Origin of the sequence: Kitasatospora sp. NPDC094019 (genome assembly GCF_044764505.1) — a bacterium.
GTDB lineage: Bacteria > Actinomycetota > Actinomycetes > Streptomycetales > Streptomycetaceae > Kitasatospora.
The window spans coordinates 61,080-77,650 of sequence record NZ_JBIWIF010000022.1; the positions used below are offsets into that span (position 1 = coordinate 61,080).

Annotated in this window: 14 protein-coding genes; 7 read left to right on the top strand and 7 right to left on the bottom strand. The window is 74.9% G+C overall.

Annotated features, from left to right (window positions below; translation table 11 throughout):
- Window positions 1-203 precede the first annotated feature (203 nt).
- On the bottom strand, window positions 204-1,163 hold the full coding sequence (locus ACIQ9P_RS33800) for a helix-turn-helix domain-containing protein (protein WP_402365049.1): 960 nt from the start codon (window positions 1,161-1,163) through the stop codon (window positions 204-206).
- Window positions 1,164-1,290: 127 nt separating this feature from the next.
- Here ACIQ9P_RS33800 and ACIQ9P_RS33805 point away from each other — a divergent pair, with 127 nt between their 5' ends.
- Window positions 1,291-2,454, top strand: a complete 1,164-nt coding sequence (locus ACIQ9P_RS33805; RefSeq protein ID WP_402365051.1) for an NAD(P)-dependent alcohol dehydrogenase — start codon at window positions 1,291-1,293, stop codon at window positions 2,452-2,454.
- A 163-nt stretch (window positions 2,455-2,617) separates the two neighbouring features.
- Here the strand turns inward: ACIQ9P_RS33805 and ACIQ9P_RS33810 are convergent, their stop codons facing one another.
- The 3 genes from ACIQ9P_RS33810 to ACIQ9P_RS33820 form a co-directional block, all read right to left on the bottom strand.
- Window positions 2,618-3,118: a DUF6114 domain-containing protein gene (locus ACIQ9P_RS33810; RefSeq protein WP_402365053.1), complete on the bottom strand. Its 501-nt coding sequence runs from the start codon at window positions 3,116-3,118 to the stop codon at window positions 2,618-2,620.
- Window positions 3,119-3,231: 113 nt separating this feature from the next.
- On the bottom strand, window positions 3,232-3,888 hold the full coding sequence (locus tag ACIQ9P_RS33815; protein ID WP_402365055.1) for a DUF6230 family protein: 657 nt from the start codon (window positions 3,886-3,888) through the stop codon (window positions 3,232-3,234).
- Between the two features lie 138 nt (window positions 3,889-4,026).
- Window positions 4,027-4,776: a TetR/AcrR family transcriptional regulator gene (locus ACIQ9P_RS33820; protein WP_402365057.1), complete on the bottom strand. Its 750-nt coding sequence runs from the start codon at window positions 4,774-4,776 to the stop codon at window positions 4,027-4,029.
- A gap of 515 nt (window positions 4,777-5,291) precedes the next feature.
- Between ACIQ9P_RS33820 and ACIQ9P_RS33825 the strand changes: the two genes are divergently transcribed.
- The 3 genes from ACIQ9P_RS33825 (at window position 5,292) to ACIQ9P_RS33835 (ending at window position 8,619) form a co-directional block, all read left to right on the top strand.
- The gene (locus ACIQ9P_RS33825; RefSeq protein WP_402365059.1) at window positions 5,292-5,966 is read left to right on the top strand and encodes a Tat pathway signal sequence domain protein; all 675 of its coding nucleotides are present in this window, start codon (window positions 5,292-5,294) and stop codon (window positions 5,964-5,966) included.
- Between the two features lie 236 nt (window positions 5,967-6,202).
- Window positions 6,203-7,075, top strand: coding sequence for an AAA family ATPase (locus tag ACIQ9P_RS33830; RefSeq protein WP_402365061.1), 873 nt, complete (start codon window positions 6,203-6,205; stop codon window positions 7,073-7,075).
- Window positions 7,072-8,619 (top strand): VWA domain-containing protein, encoded by a 1,548-nt coding sequence (locus ACIQ9P_RS33835; RefSeq protein ID WP_402365063.1) that lies wholly within the window; start codon window positions 7,072-7,074, stop codon window positions 8,617-8,619. The genes ACIQ9P_RS33830 and ACIQ9P_RS33835 overlap by 4 nt, the downstream gene beginning before the upstream one ends.
- A gap of 151 nt (window positions 8,620-8,770) precedes the next feature.
- On the opposite strand, the gene ACIQ9P_RS33840 is transcribed toward ACIQ9P_RS33835, so the two are convergent.
- The 3 genes from ACIQ9P_RS33840 to ACIQ9P_RS33850 all read right to left on the bottom strand — a co-directional run bounded on the left by ACIQ9P_RS33840 (window position 8,771) and on the right by ACIQ9P_RS33850 (window position 11,491).
- Window positions 8,771-9,766, bottom strand: coding sequence for an alpha/beta fold hydrolase (locus ACIQ9P_RS33840; RefSeq protein WP_402365065.1), 996 nt, complete (start codon window positions 9,764-9,766; stop codon window positions 8,771-8,773).
- Between the two features lie 143 nt (window positions 9,767-9,909).
- Window positions 9,910-10,125 carry a hypothetical protein gene (locus tag ACIQ9P_RS33845; protein ID WP_402365067.1) on the bottom strand — a complete coding sequence of 72 codons (216 nt, stop codon included), beginning with the start codon at window positions 10,123-10,125 and terminating at the stop codon, window positions 9,910-9,912.
- 10 nt (window positions 10,126-10,135) lie between these two features.
- Window positions 10,136-11,491: an MFS transporter gene (locus tag ACIQ9P_RS33850; protein ID WP_402365069.1), complete on the bottom strand. Its 1,356-nt coding sequence runs from the start codon at window positions 11,489-11,491 to the stop codon at window positions 10,136-10,138.
- Between the two features lie 428 nt (window positions 11,492-11,919).
- Between ACIQ9P_RS33850 and ACIQ9P_RS33855 the strand changes: the two genes are divergently transcribed.
- The 3 genes from ACIQ9P_RS33855 to ACIQ9P_RS33865 all read left to right on the top strand — a co-directional run bounded on the left by ACIQ9P_RS33855 (window position 11,920) and on the right by ACIQ9P_RS33865 (window position 16,398).
- Window positions 11,920-13,299, top strand: coding sequence for a D-alanyl-D-alanine carboxypeptidase family protein (locus tag ACIQ9P_RS33855; RefSeq protein WP_402365071.1), 1,380 nt, complete (start codon window positions 11,920-11,922; stop codon window positions 13,297-13,299).
- 51 nt (window positions 13,300-13,350) lie between these two features.
- Window positions 13,351-13,776 carry a PPOX class F420-dependent oxidoreductase gene (locus ACIQ9P_RS33860; protein ID WP_402365073.1) on the top strand — a complete coding sequence of 142 codons (426 nt, stop codon included), beginning with the start codon at window positions 13,351-13,353 and terminating at the stop codon, window positions 13,774-13,776.
- A 258-nt stretch (window positions 13,777-14,034) separates the two neighbouring features.
- Window positions 14,035-16,398, top strand: a complete 2,364-nt coding sequence (locus ACIQ9P_RS33865; RefSeq protein ID WP_402365075.1) for a lamin tail domain-containing protein — start codon at window positions 14,035-14,037, stop codon at window positions 16,396-16,398.
- Window positions 16,399-16,571: the final 173 nt, after the last annotated feature.

Consider the following 16,571-nt stretch of genomic DNA (forward strand, 5'->3'; position numbering starts at 1 on the left):
GCGCGGACCGAAAAGAGGACTGACGACCCGTCGACGAAGCGGCACCCGGATCGCCGGGAGGAAGGACGGCTCGCCGATCCCGTGGCCCTGCGAGGAACCGGAGCGCGTGGACGCACGTCGTGCGGAAGTCGGGATCCCGCCCTTCGCCGAGGACATCGCTCGGTTCTCGATCGCCTGAGCCGGTCCGGTCCGCACCCGGCGCATCACGCCCCGTCCGGTTCGCCGGACAGACCCCGGCCCGGGTGCGAACCGGAGTCGGACGGGGCCCCGGACACCGCCTCCTGTTCGGGGCGGCGCGGCGACTCGGCGCCCCCGGGCGGCCCGGTGGCGATCCAGCTCGCCAGCAGCCGCAACGACTCGGCCGAGGGCGAATCGGGCTCGGCGTGGTACGCGACCAGCACCTGGTCCGGGTCGCCGGCCGGCCGGAAGGTCTCGTAGCGCAGGGTCAGCCGGCCGACCACCGGATGCCGCAGCTCCTTGACGCCGTGCCCCTTGTCCAGGACGTCGTGCGCCGCCCAGAGCCGTCGGAAGTCCTCGCTCTTGACCGAGAGTTCGCCGATCAGCGAGGCCAGTCGGGGGTCGTCGGGATCGCGGCCCGCGTCGAGCCGGAGCATCCCCACCAGGTCCGCCGCCTTGCGCTCCCAGTCCAGGTAGAGCTTCCGGGTGCCCGGGTCGAGGAACACCTGCCAGGCGAGGTTGCGCTGCTCCGGCGGCAGCGCCGCGACGTCGCCGATCACGGCGTTGCCGAGGCGGTTCCAGGCGAGCACGTCGAGCCGACGGCCCAGGATGTAGGCCGGGACACCCTCCATCGCGTCCAGCAGCTGCGTCAGCTCGGGGCGGACCTGCTGGGTGCGCGTGGGACGGCCCCGCCCGGGGCGGCGGCGCACCGGCCGGGTGATCCGCAACAGGTGTTCGCGCTCGGCCGGTTCGAGCCGCAGTGCGCGGGCTATCGCCTCCAGGACCGCCGTGGAGACGTTGTCGCCGTTCCCCTGCTCCAGCCGGACGTAGTAGGCCGTGCTCACCCCGGCGAGCTGGGCCAGCTCCTCGCGGCGCAGCCCCGGGACCCGGCGGCGGCCGCCGTAGTCGGGCAGGCCGACATCGGCCGGCCGCAGCCGGGCCCGCCGGGACCGCAGGAATTCGCTGAGCTCGGTGCGCTGGTCCATGCCAGCAGTATGGGCCCGGCCGACGCGGCCGCCGGGCGCCGTGGGTGATACTGCCAGTGGTAGGACCGGCCGTCGTACGACCATCACTGGCCTGGCCCGCGCCGAACGGCGGGCCGAGTCTTGGGGCATGACGAACACGACGACCACGACGATCGCCGCGAACTCCACGACCGGTACGACCGGTACGACCGGCGAGGACACCGCCGGCACCGGGAGCGCCGCCGCGACGGAGGCCCCCGACCGCCCGGGCCGGATCGCGGTCTACGCCGCCCCGGCCCCGAAGGCACCGCTGGAGCTCACCACCGTGCCGCGCCGGGCCCTCGGCGCGCACGACATCCTCATCGACGTCCGCTACGCCGGCATCTGCCACTCCGACATCCACCAGGTCGACGAGGACTGGGGTCCGGGCATCTTCCCGATGGTCCCGGGCCACGAGATCGCCGGCGTGGTCGCGGCGGTCGGCTCCGCCGTCTCCCGCTGGTCGGCCGGCGACCGGGTCGGCGTCGGCTGCTTCGTCGATTCCTGCCGGGAGTGCGACAACTGCCGCGCCGGACTCCAGCAGTACTGCACCGGCGGGGACGGCATCGTCCTCACCTACAACGGCCGCGGCCGGGACGGCGCCCCCACCTACGGCGGATACGCCAGGCAGCTGGTGGTGGACGAGCACTACGCGCTGCGCATTCCCGACGCGCTGCCGCTGGACAGCGCCGCGCCCCTGCTCTGCGCGGGCATCACGGTCTACTCGCCGCTCAGCCACTGGGGCGCCGGGCCGGGGCGGAAGGTCGCCGTGGTCGGGCTCGGCGGGCTCGGCCACCTGGGGGTGAAGCTCGCCCGGGCCAAGGGCGCGGAGGTCACGGTGCTCAGCCAGTCGCTGGGCAAGCGGGAGGACGGACTCCGGCTCGGCGCCCACGACTACCGCGCCACCTCCGACCCGGCGACGTTCACCGAGCTGGCCGGACGGTTCGACCTCATCCTCAACACCGTCTCGGCCGACCTCGACCTGAGCGCCTACCTCGGCCTGCTGCGCACCGACGGCACGTTGGTCCAACTCGGCGCGCCGGCAAGGGCGGTCAGCGTGTTCGCGCACTCGCTGCTGATGGGGCGGCGCTCGATCGCGGGCTCGATGATCGGCAGCCTTGCGGAGACCCAGGAGATGCTGGACCTCTGCGCCGAGCACGGGATCGGCGCGGAGATCGAGGTGATCCCGGCCGAGCGGATCAACGAGGCGTACCGGCGGGTGCTGGCGAGCGACGTGCGCTACCGCTTCGTCATCGACGCGGCGACGATCTGACGCCGGCCGACCGGCCGACCGGCCGACCGGCCGACCGGCCGACCGGGACGAGCCGACGGCGCCCCGCCCCCGGCGCTCTCCCTTCGCCGGGGGCGGGGCGCCGGCCCGGTGGGCCGTGGCGCGCGTCGGTCACCGGCCGCGACCGACGCCCACCACGGCCGCCTCAGACGCCGGCCGGGTCGGCGGCCTTGCGTCCGCTCCGGTCCCTGCGCAGCCAGCGGCGGCGCGGGGGCTGGTCGGGCAGCCACCCGAAGGCGAGGCAGCTGCCGATCACGCCGAACAGCATCCCGAGCAGGAAGCCGCCGAGGTTGGAGGTGAGCCAACTGCCCAGCGAGGCCAGCACGGCGAGGATCGAGTAGAACAGCCGCTGGGCCGGGTTGAAGAGGATCAGCAGGCCGCAGAGCACCATCACCGCCGGAACGAGGTAGCCGGCCAGCCCCTGGATCCCGATGTGCAGGACGACGGGAAGCGGCGCGCGCACCGTGAAGAGGATCTCGGCGCCGCCGAACAGGACCAGCACGCCGCCCCAGAACGGCCGCCGGCCCCGCCAGCCGCGCCAGGACCTCCGGGCCCGGGCGACCGCACCCGCCCGGGCCTTCGGCGGCGCCTGTGCCGCAGGCCCCGCCTGTCCTTCGAGCGCCGCCGCCGGTGCTCCGGGGGGCATCCGTCCATCGGGCCCCGCCTGTGCTCCAGGGCCCGCCTGCGCTCCGGGCTCCACCTGTGCCTCCGCCTGCGCCTCAGCCTCGGCCGGTGCCCCCGGCTCGGGTGCCGCCACCGTCAGCAGCCCTCGGAGCTGAAGCTCAGCCGAAGGTTGGGCAGCTTGAAGGCGCCCGCGGTGGTGGCGTAGTTGTGCTGCCGGAGGTTGACGATCCTGACCGTGTCGGCCTGCTGGCCGAAGACCCCGGGCAGGCCCTGGACGCCGGCCTTGGTGTAGGTGCTCGCGTCGCCGCCGATCTCGATGTTCTTGAACTCCGCGTCGCCGGAGAGCAGATCGGAGTCGGTGGTGAGGTCGGTGGCGGTGACGGGCGTGCCGGCGTCACCGGCCCTGATCAGCAGGTTGATGCCGCCCAGTTCGACGCTCTGGCACAGCTTGGTGAGCGATGCCTGCTTGATCGCCGAGACCGCGACCAGCACCTGTCCGCCGGTGTCGCCGGCGTTGGGGCTGTCCTTGATCATGTGGTCCAGGCTGCCGAACTGCTCGAAGCCGACGCCGTCCAGACTGTCGGCGGTGACGACGAAGGGCATGCCGGAGATGTCGAACTGGGCGGCGAGCACGCCCTGCGCGGTCAGGGCCATCAGCACCGCCCCGGCGGCGACGGCGGGAACGGCCATCAGCGCGGTGCGCCTCAGCCGGACCCGGCCTCTGTCCTGAACGGGTGACGCGGGGGCCTCGGTGGCCTCGGTCGGGTGGGCGGCGTCCTCGGACGTGGCCATGTGTGCTCCCTCGGGTGATGGGGACGGGCAGGCACTGGCACGTTGTCCTGGCGCGGACAGCGTTCTGCGGCACGGCAGCGGCGGACCACCCCTCGGCAGCGGGGCGGACCGGTCGGGCCGCAGTGGGTAACTGGGAAGCTACTGCCCGGTATTGACCGGGTCAATACGGGTGCACGAAGGATCATCGTCCGCTCCCCGACCCCGGTCCGGGGGCGGCGCCGCCGAGGCCAGACGGCGTGCGGACTCGACCGGACCGAGGAAGGGCGCCAGGCAGAACAGGCTCAAGGCGGGCAGCAGGTCCGGCAGTTCGGCCGTGCGGTCGGTGTCGATGCAGCGCTGGAGGGTGGAGTAGACGCCACCGACCACCGCGTCGACCATCGCCTCCGAACCGAATCCGTCGGGGAGTTCGGGAATCTCGGCGAAGAACGCGCGGAACCGGATCAGGAGTTGTTCCCGCTCACGGCGCCCGGCCGGGCCGACCGCGTCCAGCTCGATCACCGCCATGGTCGCGAAGGCCGGTACCCCGGCAAGCAGTTCGAGCATCGCCCGGAGCGCCTCGCGGATCCCGCCGCACCAGTCCGGTGCGGCGGCGAACGCCCGCGCCATCCGCCGGACCACCACCCCGGTGCCGTGCCGGTGGGCGGCCAGGAAGGCGTCCTCCTTGCCGGTGAACAGCTCGTAGAAGACCGGCCTGGTCACCCCGGCGGCGCGGCAGATGTCGCTCACCGTGGCACGCTGGTAGCCGTGTTGCGCCACCGTGTGGACCAGCCCGTCGAGCAGGCGCTCCCGCTGGGTCGCCGCGACCACCCCCGGCGGCAGCCGGCTCGGACCGCGCTTGATCGAGCGCGCCGGATCGCGCCCGGTGCGCGCACCGGGGATCAGGACCACGTCGGCATTCCCACGGAGATCCGGGTCCATCGCCATCTTTCGTCCCCAACTCCTGTGTACTGCCTTGACATTGGCGCGACATCAGGTTTACAACACTGACGGGTTTCCAATCCGCGGCCGAGGCCGCCGGAAACCCGCACGCGTTCCGACTGCTCAGTATGGCGAACGCATGCCCGGCGGTGGCAGCCGCCGACCTGCACCCCGCACCGCACGCGTCCCCGAGGTGCCGCGTTCCCGCTCCACCTCCGCTCCACCCTGCCGTACCCCGCCGTACTCAGCCGTACCCGGCCGGTTCGTTCCGGCCGGTCCAGGCCGTGTCGTACCCGCCGCACAACGTCGTGCCGCCGGTACCGCGCCGTACGGGCGGGCCCGTGGCGCCGGGCCCGCCGAGTCGCCGTTCGCGGCGCCCCACCCCGCATGCTCCCCGTCCCGGCCGGGCGCGGCCGACGATGCCGCGCGCACCCCCACACCGACCGCACGGGCCCCACCCGACTCGCCCGGAGAGGCACACCCTCATGCGCATCCGCCGTACCCTCGGAGCCACCGCCCTCGCCGCCGCCGCGGTGCTGGCCGCCGGCACCACGACCCCCGCCCAGGCCGCCGGCTCCGCCGTGCTCACCCACACCTCGGTGGGCGGGCCCGACATCGCCGTCGGCGACGTGCTCACCGCCGACCTGGTCTCCGGCAGCTTCGCCACCTTCTACTCCACCGCCACCGGGACCAGCGGCATCAAGTGCGCCGCCTCCTCCTTCTCGGCGAAGGTCACCGCCAACCCGGCCGCTCCCGGTGTCGCCACCGAGCAGCTCAACACCCAGACCTTCGGCTCCTGCACCGCCAACGTCATCGGCGTCACCTCCGTGCAGAGCATCACCGTCAACAACCTGCCCTACACCAACTCGGTCAGCGACGCCCCGGGCAACCCGGTCTCGCTCGACCCCACCGCCGTCGGACCGCTCCAGACCACCGTGGTGCTGAAGACCATCCTCGGCACCATCACCTGCGTCTACCGCGCCCCCGCCGGCATCAGCGGCACCACCAGCAACGTCGGCCAGACCATCGGGTTCACCGCCCAGGCCCTGCCCAAGGTCTCCGGCCCGAGCACCTGTTTCGCGACCGGGTACTTCAGCGCCACCTACGGGCCGGTGAAGGACAGCTCGGTGGCCGGCAGCCCGCACGTCTACATCAACTGACCCTCCCGCCCGACCACCGGCCCCCGCCGGAGCCGGGACGACGGCACCCGGCGGGGCCGGTACGACACCGGTCGGGGTGCGGCCGCCGCCGCATCCCGACCGGCCCTCCGCCGCCCGGCACCGCATCTCCCGGACACGGCGTCACCGGCGCCGGTGACGCCGTGTCCGGGACAGCGAAGTGACCCACGGGTAGGGTGCTGGCGACAGACACCGGACCACGGGGACACGGGGCAGACATGGTCGGCGAGGGCACGCAGTTCTTCGAGTCGGTGGCCGACACCGCCGCACGGCTGGCCGAGGTCGGCTACCTGGCCTCCACGGAGGTCGCCACCACGGTCTTCCTCGCCGACCGGCTCGGCAAGCCGCTGCTGGTCGAGGGCCCGGCCGGCGTCGGCAAGACCGAACTCGCCAAGGCCGTCGCCGCACTCGGCCGGGCCCGACTGGTCCGGCTCCAGTGCTACGAGGGCATCGACGAGTCCCGCGCCCTCTACGAGTGGAACCACGCCAAGCAGCTGCTGCGCATCACCGCCGGGCGGGACGAGGGCTGGGACGCGGCCCGCACCGACATCTTCGGCGAGGAGTTCCTGCTCACCCGGCCGCTGCTCACCGCCATCCGCGGCGACGAACCGACCGTGCTGCTGATCGACGAGATGGACAAGGCCGACGTCGAGGTCGAGGCGCTGCTGCTCGAAGTGCTCAGCGACTACCAGGTGACCGTGCCCGAACTGGGCACCATCACGGCGAGCCGCCGCCCGTTCGTCCTGCTCACCTCCAACGCCACCCGGGAACTCTCCGAGGCGCTGCGCCGCCGCTGCCTCTTCCTCCACCTCGACTACCCCGAGGCCGAACTGGAGCGCCGGATCGTCCGGTTGCGCGTCCCCGGCCTGGACGCGGCACTGGCCGACTCGCTGGTCCGGGTGGTGGGCGCGCTTCGGGCGCTGGAGCTGCGCAAGGCCCCCTCGGTCGCCGAGACGGTCGACTGGGCCCGCACCCTGCTCGCACTCGGCGCCGACACCCTGGACGAGACGGTCGTCCGGGCCACCCTCGGGGTCGTCCTGAAGCACCAGGACGACATCCTGAAGGCCACCCGGAAGCTCACCCTCGCATGACCGTACCGACTCCGTCGGCTCCGGCCGGCCCGTCCGGCGGCCCGTCCCCCGACAGCTCCCCCGGCACCTCCCCCGGCTCGTGCGATCCCGCGGACCTCGCCGCCCGGCTGACCGCCTTCGTGCGCGCGCTGCGCGCCCACGGCCTGCGGATCGGGCCCTCCGAGACCGTCGACGCCGCGGCCGTCCTGGCCGTCCTCGGCCTGGCCGAGCGCGAACAGGTCCGGGCCGGACTCGCCGCCGCGCTCCTGCGCACCGACGGGCAGCGCACGGTCTTCGACACCACCTTCGACCTGTTCTTCCCACTCGGTGTCGGCGACCCGGAGGCGGTGCGCCGGGCCTCCGCGCAGCAGGCCCCGGAGCCGGCCGACGCCGCCGCTCCGGGCCCCGCCGACCTCGCGGACCCGGACCGGACCTCTCTGCGCGAGGACCTCCGGGCGCGGCTGGTCGCGGCCCTCGCCGCCGACGACCGGGCCGCCCTGACCGGGCTCGCCGGCGAGGCGGTGGCGGCGTTCGGCCGGTACGGCGGCGGCGGCGCGGCCGGGCGCCCCGGCAGCGACGGCTGGTCCGCCTACCAGACCCTCGGCCGGATCGCGCCGGAGACCCTGCTGGCCCGCGTGCTCGCGGCCCTGCGCGCCGGGCCCGCGGCCGAGGCACCCGCTCCCGACCTGGCCGATCACGTCCTGCCCGACGAGATCCGCCGCCGCATCCAGGGCTTCCGCGCCCTGGTCGCCACCGAGGCCCGCCGCCGGGCGGCCGAGCTCCGCGGCACCGAACACCTCGCCGAACGGGCCGTCGCGCCGAGCCCCGACCGGATCGACTTCCTCACCGCCGGCCGCGACCAGCTCGTCGAACTCCGCCGCGCCGTCCACCCGTTGGCCCGAAAGCTGGCCACCCGACTGGCCGCGCGCCGGCGCCGGGCCGCGCGCGGGCGGATCGACCTGCGCCGCACCCTGCGCCGCTCGCTCTCCACCGGCGGCGTCCCGCTGCGCCCCGCCCACCGGCTGCGCCGTCCGGCCCGGCCCGAACTCGTGCTGCTCTGCGACGTGTCGGGCTCGGTGGCGGGCTTCTCCGACTTCACGCTGCTGCTGGTCCAGGCGATGCGCGACCAGTTCAGCAAGGTCCGGGTGTTCGCGTTCGTCAACCGCACCGCCGAGGTGACGGACCTGCTCACCCGCGGCGGCGGCGACCCGGCCGCGCTGGCCCGACGGATCCTCACCGAGGCCAAGGTGATGGGCCACCACGGCAACAGCGACTACGGCTCGGCCCTCGGTGAGTTCGCCGAGCACCACCTGGACGCCGTGGGTCCGCGGACCGCCGTGCTGATCCTCGGCGACGCCCGCAACAACTACCGGGACCCGCACCTGCCCGCCCTGCGGCTGATCGCGGCCCGCGCCCGCCAGGTCCACTGGCTCAACCCGGAGCAGCCCGCCCTCTGGGGCACCGGCGACTCCGCCGCCCCCGCCTACGCCGAGGTGGTGCCGATGCACTGCTGCCGCAACGCCCGCCGGCTGGGCGAGTTCGTCGCCCGCCTGCTCCCGGTCTGAGCCGACGGGCGGGGAGGACGGTCTGAGCCGACGGACGGGGACGACGGGCGGGGACGACGGGCGGGGACGGCGGGCAGGGACGGCGGGCGGGGACGGCGGGCGGAGCCGAGGAGCCGCCCCCGCCACCGCCCGCCTTCACCAAAGCCCCGTCTCAGCCGTCCAGTCGGCCGAGGAAGTCGATCAGGGCCGCGTTGACCTCCGCCGGGCTCTCCTGCTGGGTCCAGTGACCGACACCCGGAAGCGTCACCCGCCGGTACAGCTTCGGCGCCAGTCGCTCCAGCAGCCCGCGCATCGCCTCCTCCGGGATCAGGGCCATGACCATGTCCTGGTCCCCCGCCACGTAGAGGGCCGGGACCTCCACCGGCCGCCCGGCCAGCCCGACCAGCAGCTCGTTGTTCCGGTCGATGTTGCGGTACCAGTTGAGACCACCGGTGAACGCCCGCTCGCCGTGCTCGGCGTAGTCGGCGACAAAAGCCTCGATGTCCGCCTCCGAGAGCCAGGCCGGCAGCTTCTCGGGTTCGGGGAGGCCGTCCAGCAGGGCCTGTCCCTCGCCGATCACCCAGGCCCGCGGTCCCCCGCCGCCCGGCCGGGCGCCCCCGCCGCCGGACAGCATCCGGCGGAACGTCGAGTGGAGGTCCCGGCCGAGCTCCGCGTCCGCGACCCCGGGGCGCTGGAAGTAGATCTGGTAGAAGCCCTCACCGAACCGCTCCCGGGCCTGCGCCAGCGGCGGCAGGCCGAGGGTGGCCAGCGGCGGGACGCTCAGCCCCGCCACACCGCGCACCAGGTCGGGGCGCAGCGCGGCCGTGCTCCAGGCGACCGGGGCGCCCCAGTCGTGGCCGACGAGGACGGCGCTCTCCTCGCCGAGGGCGCCGATCAGCGCGGTGACGTCGCCGACCAGGTGCAGCAGGGTGTACGCGTCGACCGAATCGGGCTGCTCGCTGCGGGCGTAGCCGCGCTGGTCGACGGCGACCACGCGGTAGCCGGCCTCGGCGAGCGGGGCGAACTGGTGCCGCCAGGAGTACCAGCTCTCCGGGAAGCCGTGCAGCAGCAGGACCAGTGGTCCCTCCCCCTGTTCGGCGACGTGCAGCCGGACTCCGTTCACCTCGACCTGACGGTGCGCGATCTGTCCGTACGCCTGCTTCGTCATGCGGCCCTCCTCGTCGACGACGCGTCACCCGGCAGAACGGGCGGCGGCGGACCGTTCGTTCCCCGCCGACGGCCCACCGCCCGGCCGGGCGCTCGACCCGCCGCCCGGGCCCACCGCCCGGCCGGTGGAGGCCCGCCACGCGTTCAGTCCCGGCCGGACCGCCGGTCGAGCAGCGCCGTGCCGGCGGCCAGCAGGACGCCCACGGCGATCAGCGCCAGGTAGCCGACGGTCCGGTGGTCGGCGGGGACGAGGTAGCGCACGAACCCGAAGAGGTGCAGGCCCCACAGATGGTCGACGAGGAGGCCGTTGATGCCGCCGACGACCAGGACGAAGCTCACGAATCCCAGCAGGTTCTTCATGGCCCCGACGTTAGGCAGCCGGGCCGCCGGCCGGATCCGACTTTCGGCGCGGCCCGGGCCCACCAAAGTCGCGCATCCGCAGCAGCGCCGGCGCGGCGGCCAGCGCCGGGGCGGCGGACAGGGCGAAGCAGAGCGGCAGCGGCAGGTGCCCGACCAGCAGGCCCACACCCGCGCCGCCGACGGCCGAACCGGCGTTGAAGGCGGTGTTCACCCAGGCGCCGGCCCTGGTCCCGGCCTCCGGGGCGACCGCCTCGTCCGCGACCAGGTAGGCGGTGGTGAGGGCGGGCGAGACGAAGAACCCGGCCGCACCGACGGCCACGCCGAGCAGGACCGGACCGGGTGCCAGCCCGGCCACCGCCAGGGCCAGCCCCAGGCCGGCGGTGAACAGCGGCAGCCGGGCGGCGTTCGGCACCGGGCGGTCCAGCGCGCCCAGCCCGAGGCCGCCGACCGCGCTGCCGGCGGACAGCGCGGCCAGGATCCAGCCCACCGCCTGCGGCCGGCCGCGGTCCTCGGCGAAGGCGAGCACCATCAGGTCCAGCGCGCCGAGCGCCAGCCCGGTCACCGCGGAGGCGAGCACGGCGGCGCGCAGCGCCCGTCCGCCGCCGAGCGGTGTCCGGCGACGGCGCCCGACCGGCGCTGCCCCGACCCCGGGGCCGTTCGCGCCGTCCGCCGCACCCCGTCCGCCCGGTCCGCCCGCTTCACCCCGTCCGTCCGCTTCCCCCGGTCCGTCCGGTCCGCCCGCCGCCACCGGCGAGGCGACCAGCAGCAGGGCCCCCGCGACCAGCAGCCCCGCGCCCACGACCACGGCGCCACCGGGGCCGACGACCGGAAGCAGCAGCCCGACCAGCAGCGGACCGGTGACGAAGAGCAGTTCCTCCGCGACGCCGTCCAGGCCGAACGCCCGGCGCAGCAGCGCCGGGTCGGGCAGGAGTCGCCGCCAGAACGTCCGCATCACCGGACCCAGCGGCGGAGTGCAGGCGCCCGCCGCGACGACGAGCGCCCCGACCAGCACCGGGGCCGTACCCGGCCGGGCCGTGGCCGCGACCACGGCGAGCAGCAGGACGCCGTACAGCACGGCCATCGGCGGCAGTACCCGCCGGGGACCGTGACGGTCGACCAGCCCGGCCCGGACCGGCGAGAGGAGGACGCTGGCGAGCGCGAACACCGCCATCGCCGCGCCGGCCGCGGAGTAGGAGCCGGTGGCCTCGCGGACGGTGAGCAGCAGGGCGAGCGGAACCACCCCGTAGGAGAGGCGGCCGAGCAGCGCGGCGGCGAAGGTGCGCCCGGCGTGCGGGGCACCGAGCACGGCGCGGTAGCCGGGGCGTGCGGACGGGCCGCGCGGAGGCGCGGAAACGGTGGAAGGCATGGGTGGACGTCCTCAGGGAGGTCCGGTCCGCGGGCCGGGAAGGTCACGGCGGGCGGCACCGGAGGTGTGCGTGCGGGGACACCGGAGGACCGCGCGGCTCCCGAGCGGTCGGGGCGCGGTCGCGTCGGGTCGGCTACGCACAGAGGAAGGTCATGCGCCGCACCGTACCAGGCCGCCCGGCGGCCCGGTAGGGCCCGGACGGAGCAGCGGGCAGGGCGGGGCGGCGGCCGTCCGGGTACGTTCGCGGTGTGCAGCAGAGGTCACTCCACGTCAGCAGGCGCGTCCGGGCCGGGAGACCGGCGGCGGCCAGCGCCGTCGCCGTCCTGGTCCTCGCGGCCGGCGCGCCCGCCGCGTTCTCGGCCCCCTCCCCTTCGCCGTCCCCTTCGCCGTCCCCTTCTCCGGCGGTCTCTCCGACGGTGTCTGCGGCGGTGTCCCCTTCCTCCTCGTCCCCCGGAGCAGGGGCGGCGGCGGGCGGGGCCGGTTCCGCCCAGGACGCGGCCGCCGTGGTCGGCGGCGAGCGCCTGGGCCGGCCCGCCGTCCAGGTCGCGCCCCGGACCGGGGCACCCGACCTGCCGGCCACCCTCACCGGACGGTCCTGGCTGATCGCCGACGCCGCGACCGGCGAGATCCTCGCCGCGCGCAACGCCCACCTCCCGCTGCCGCCCGCCAGCACCCTGAAGATGCTGTTCGCCGACACCGTGCTGCCGAAGTTCGACCGCGCCCTGGAGCACAAGGTGGCTCCCGCCGAGCTCGCCGCGCTCGGCGCGGGCAGCAGCCTGGTCGGGATCAAGGAGAATCTGCCGTACCGGGTCGAGGACCTCTGGCGGGGCGTCTTCCTCGCCTCCGGCAACGACGCCGTGCACGTGCTGTCCCACATGAACGGCGGCCTGGCCCGCACCGTCGCCCAGATGCAGGAGCGGGCGACCGCCCTCCAGGCGAAGGACACCCGGGTGGTCTCCCCGGAGGGCTACGACCAGGACGGCCAGGTCTCCTCGGCGTACGACCTCACGCTGTTCGCCCGCGCCGGACTGCGCAACCCCGACTTCCGCGGCTACTGCGCGACCCGCACCGCCCGCTTCCCCGGCGCGATGGACAAGACGACCGGGCAGCGGTCCGCGTTCGACATCGCCAACACGGACCGCCTGCTGGGCAAGTACCCGGGCCTGATCGGGGTGAAGAACGGCTACACCACCAACGCGGGCGCCACCTTCACCGGTGCGGCCGAACGCGACGGCCGCACCCTGCTGGTGACGGTGATGCACCCGGAGCAGCAGTCCAAGGTCTACGACGAGGCGTCCGCGCTGCTCGACTGGGGCTTCGCGGCGGCCGGCAAGGTCGAACCGGTCGGCCGACTGGTCGAGGAGACCGTCGCCGAGGCGACCGCCGCCCCCGCCGCCGAGGAACCGGCCTCCGGCGTCCTGCCGCACGCGATCCAGCAGGCCGACCACGCCCTCGGCCCGGCCGGCTGGACCGCCCTCGCCTTCGGCACGGCCCTCGCCCTCTGGGCCGCCGGCCGGCTGCGCACCCGTCGACGCCCGCACGCCGCCGGGTCCACCGCGCTCCCCGTTCTCCCCGGCGGCCTCCCGGTCCCCCCGCGCCCGGACTACGCCCCGCACATCGCCTACTCCGTGCCCACCGGGGCGGCACCCACCACTCCCGCCCACCGCGGCTCCACCGCCAGCGGCGGCGCCACCGCCGTGGGCGGCCCCGCCCGCCACCGCCTCACCCGCCGCGCCCGAGCCCTCGCCCACTCCACCGCCGCCCGCTTCCGCGGCCCGGCCACCGCCCGCCGCCGGCACCGGGGCTGACCCCCGCCCTCCCGGCGGCCGGGCCCGTCCCGGCCACCTAGAATGCCCCGCATGAGCACCACTCCCCAGCCCGACCCGCGCCGGCAGGAGCGGCTTGAGCGCCTGGTCGGCCTCTCCTCCGGCAGCTACCTGCTGGTCACCACCTTCAAGAAGGACGGCACCGCCGTGCCGACGCCGGTGTGGGTGGTGCGCGACGGCGAGGCGCTCGGCATCTGGACCGTCACCGACTCGTGGAAGGTCAAGCGGATCCGCAACCGCCCGGACGTCCTGGTCGGTCCCTGCGACCTGCGCGGCAATCCGACCGGGGAGTCCGTCCCGGCCACCGCCGAGATCCTCGGCGCCGAGCGCACCGCCGCCTACCGGACGCTGCTGCGGCAGAAGTACGGGCTGGTCGGCGTCGTCACGGTGCTCGGCAGTCGGCTGCGGCGCGGCACGCGCGGCACGATCGGCATCCGGATCACCCTCACCGAGGGCTGACGCCCGGCCGCCGTCACGCCCCGCCGCCACACCCCGCCATCGCACTCCTTCCGCTCGCCTTCCACTCGCCTTCCGCTCCCCTTCCGTCACGTCCCGCCCCACGGACCCCTCGCGTCCTTCGCCCCGTGCATGCCAGGCTGAACGTTCTTCCGTTGGACGCCTGGCCGTTCGCCGGAGCGCGCGGTACGGCATGGGTGGCGCTGCTACAACACACAGCGCCCGCCCATCCACTGCTGCACGCCCGTCAGGAGGACGCCCATGCGGCGAACCGATCGAGTCCGGCTCCGCGCACTGGCGGTGGCCACGGCCGCCACCGTCGTCGGAGCGCTCACCGCGCTGCCCGCCGGCACCGCGCAGGCGGTGTCCCCGGACCTCGTCATCAGCCAGGTGTACGGCGGCGGCGGCAACTCCGGCGCGCCGTACGCCAATGACTTCGTCGAGCTGTACAACCGGGGCACCACCCCGGTCAGCGTCACCGGCTGGACCGTCCAGTACGCCTCGGCGGCCGGGTCCTCGTGGTCGAGGACCACCCTGTCGGGCACCGTCGCCCCCGGCAAGTACTACCTGGTGCAGGAGGCGGCCGGGGCCGGTGCCGGCGCCGCCCTCCCGACGCCGGACGCCACCGGCACGATCGCGATGGGCGCCAACGCCGGCAAGATCGCGCTGGTCACCAACTCCACCGCGCTGACCTGCGCCACCGGCTGCGCCGGCCAGCCCGGGGTGAAGGACTTCGTCGGCTACGGCACGACCGCCTCGTCCGCCGAGGGCTCGCCCACCGGGAACCTCGCCAACACCACCGCGGCGGTGCGGGCCGGCGGCGGCGCCACCGACACCGACAACAACGCGGCCGACTTCGCCGTCACCGCGCCCACCCCGCGCAACTCCACCTCGGGCGGCGGGACGGGCGGCACCCGGATCCGCGCCGTCCAGGGCGCCGCCCGGACCTCACCGCTGGCCGGCCAGTCGGTCACCGCCGTGCCCGGGGTCGTCACCGCGGTCGGCCCGAGCGGCTACTGGTTCCAGGACCCGCAGCCCGACGCCGACCCGGCGACCAGCGAGGCGCTCTACGTCTACACGGCGGGCGCCCCCGGCGTGGCCGTCGGCGACTCGGTCCAGGTCGGCGGCACCGTCAGCGAGTACCGCCCCGGCGGCACCGGCGGCACCACCAACCTCACCGTCACCGAGCTCACCGCGCCCACCACCGCCGTGCTCGCCCACAACGCGCCGCTGCCCGCCGCCACCCTGGTCGGCGCCGGCGGCCGGGTCCCGCCCGCCGCCGTGATCTCCGGTGTCACCACGGGCGACGTCGAGACCGCCGGCGGCTTCCAGCCGGCCACCGACGGCCTGGACTTCTGGGAGTCGCTGGAGGGCATGCGGGTCCAGCTGAACAACGCCGCGGTGGTCGGGCCGAGGGCTTCCGTCGGCGAGATCCCGGTCGTCCCGCAGGGCTCCGGCACCAGGACCGCCCGCGGCGGCATCCTGCTCCAGGCCGCGGACGGCAACCCCGAGCGGGTCCTGCTCGACGACGTGCTCGCGCCGACCCCGGCCGCCAACGTCGGTGACACCCTCTCCGGCGCCACCGTCGGCGTCGTGGACTACTCCTTCGGCAACTTCAAGCTGCTGGTCACCGCCACCCCGACCGTCCTCCCCGGCGGCCTCGCCCCGGAGACCACCGCCGCACCGGCCGCCGGCGAGCTGTCCACGGCGACGTTCAACGTCGAGAACCTCGCCCCGGGCGACCCGCAGAGCAAGTTCGACGGCCTGGCCGCCGCCGTCGTCACCAACCTGCGCTCGCCCGACCTGGTCGCGCTGGAGGAGATCCAGGACAACTCCGGCGCCACCGACAACGGCGTGGTCGCCGCCGACCAGACCCTGGCCAAGCTGACCGCGGCCATCACCGCGGCCGGCGGCCCGGCCTACTCCTACCGCCAGCTCAACCCGGTCAACGACCAGGACGGCGGCCAGCCCGGCGGCAACATCCGCCAGGTGTTCCTGTACCGCACCGACCGGGGCCTGAGCTTCACCGACCGCCCGGGCGCCGGCTCCACCACCGCCGACTCCGTGGTCAACAACGGCGGCGTCCCCGCCCTCGCCTACTCCCCCGGCCGGATAGACCCGACCAACACGGCCTTCAACGCCAGCCGCAAGCCGCTCGCGGGCGAGTTCCGCTGGAACGGCCGCCCCGTGTTCGTGATCGCCAACCACTTCAACTCCAAGGGCGGCGACCAGCCCCTCTTCGGCCGCTACCAGCAGCCGTCCCGCCCCTCCGAGACCCAGCGCCACGCCCAGGCCACCGCGGTCAGGACCTTCACCGACCAGATCCTCGCCGTCGACCCGAACGCCGCCGTGCTCGTCCTCGGCGACCTGAACGACTTCGAGTTCTCGCAGACCGCCGACCTGCTCACCGCCGGCGGCGCCCTGGTCGACCTCCCCCGCACCCTCCCCCTCGCCGAGCGCTACACCTACGTCTACGAGGGCAACTCCCAGGTCCTCGACCACATCCTGATCTCCCCCGCCCTCGCGGCCCGCGCCTACAGCTACGACATCGTCCACCTCAACAGCGAGTTCGCCACCCAGCTGAGCGACCACGACCCCCAGGTCGTCCGGATACCCCTGCCGTAACGCGCCCACGCTCCACCGTCCTCCCGCTGCCCCGGCGTCACCTCCCCGACGCCGGGGCAGCCTCGCCCCCGCCGCCCAGTGCGCGCCGCCCTGTGCCCGCGAAGGTGACAATCCGATTGCGTGCACACAATCTGCTCGAATTCCGATCACACCAGCAGGTCAAACGGCTAGGC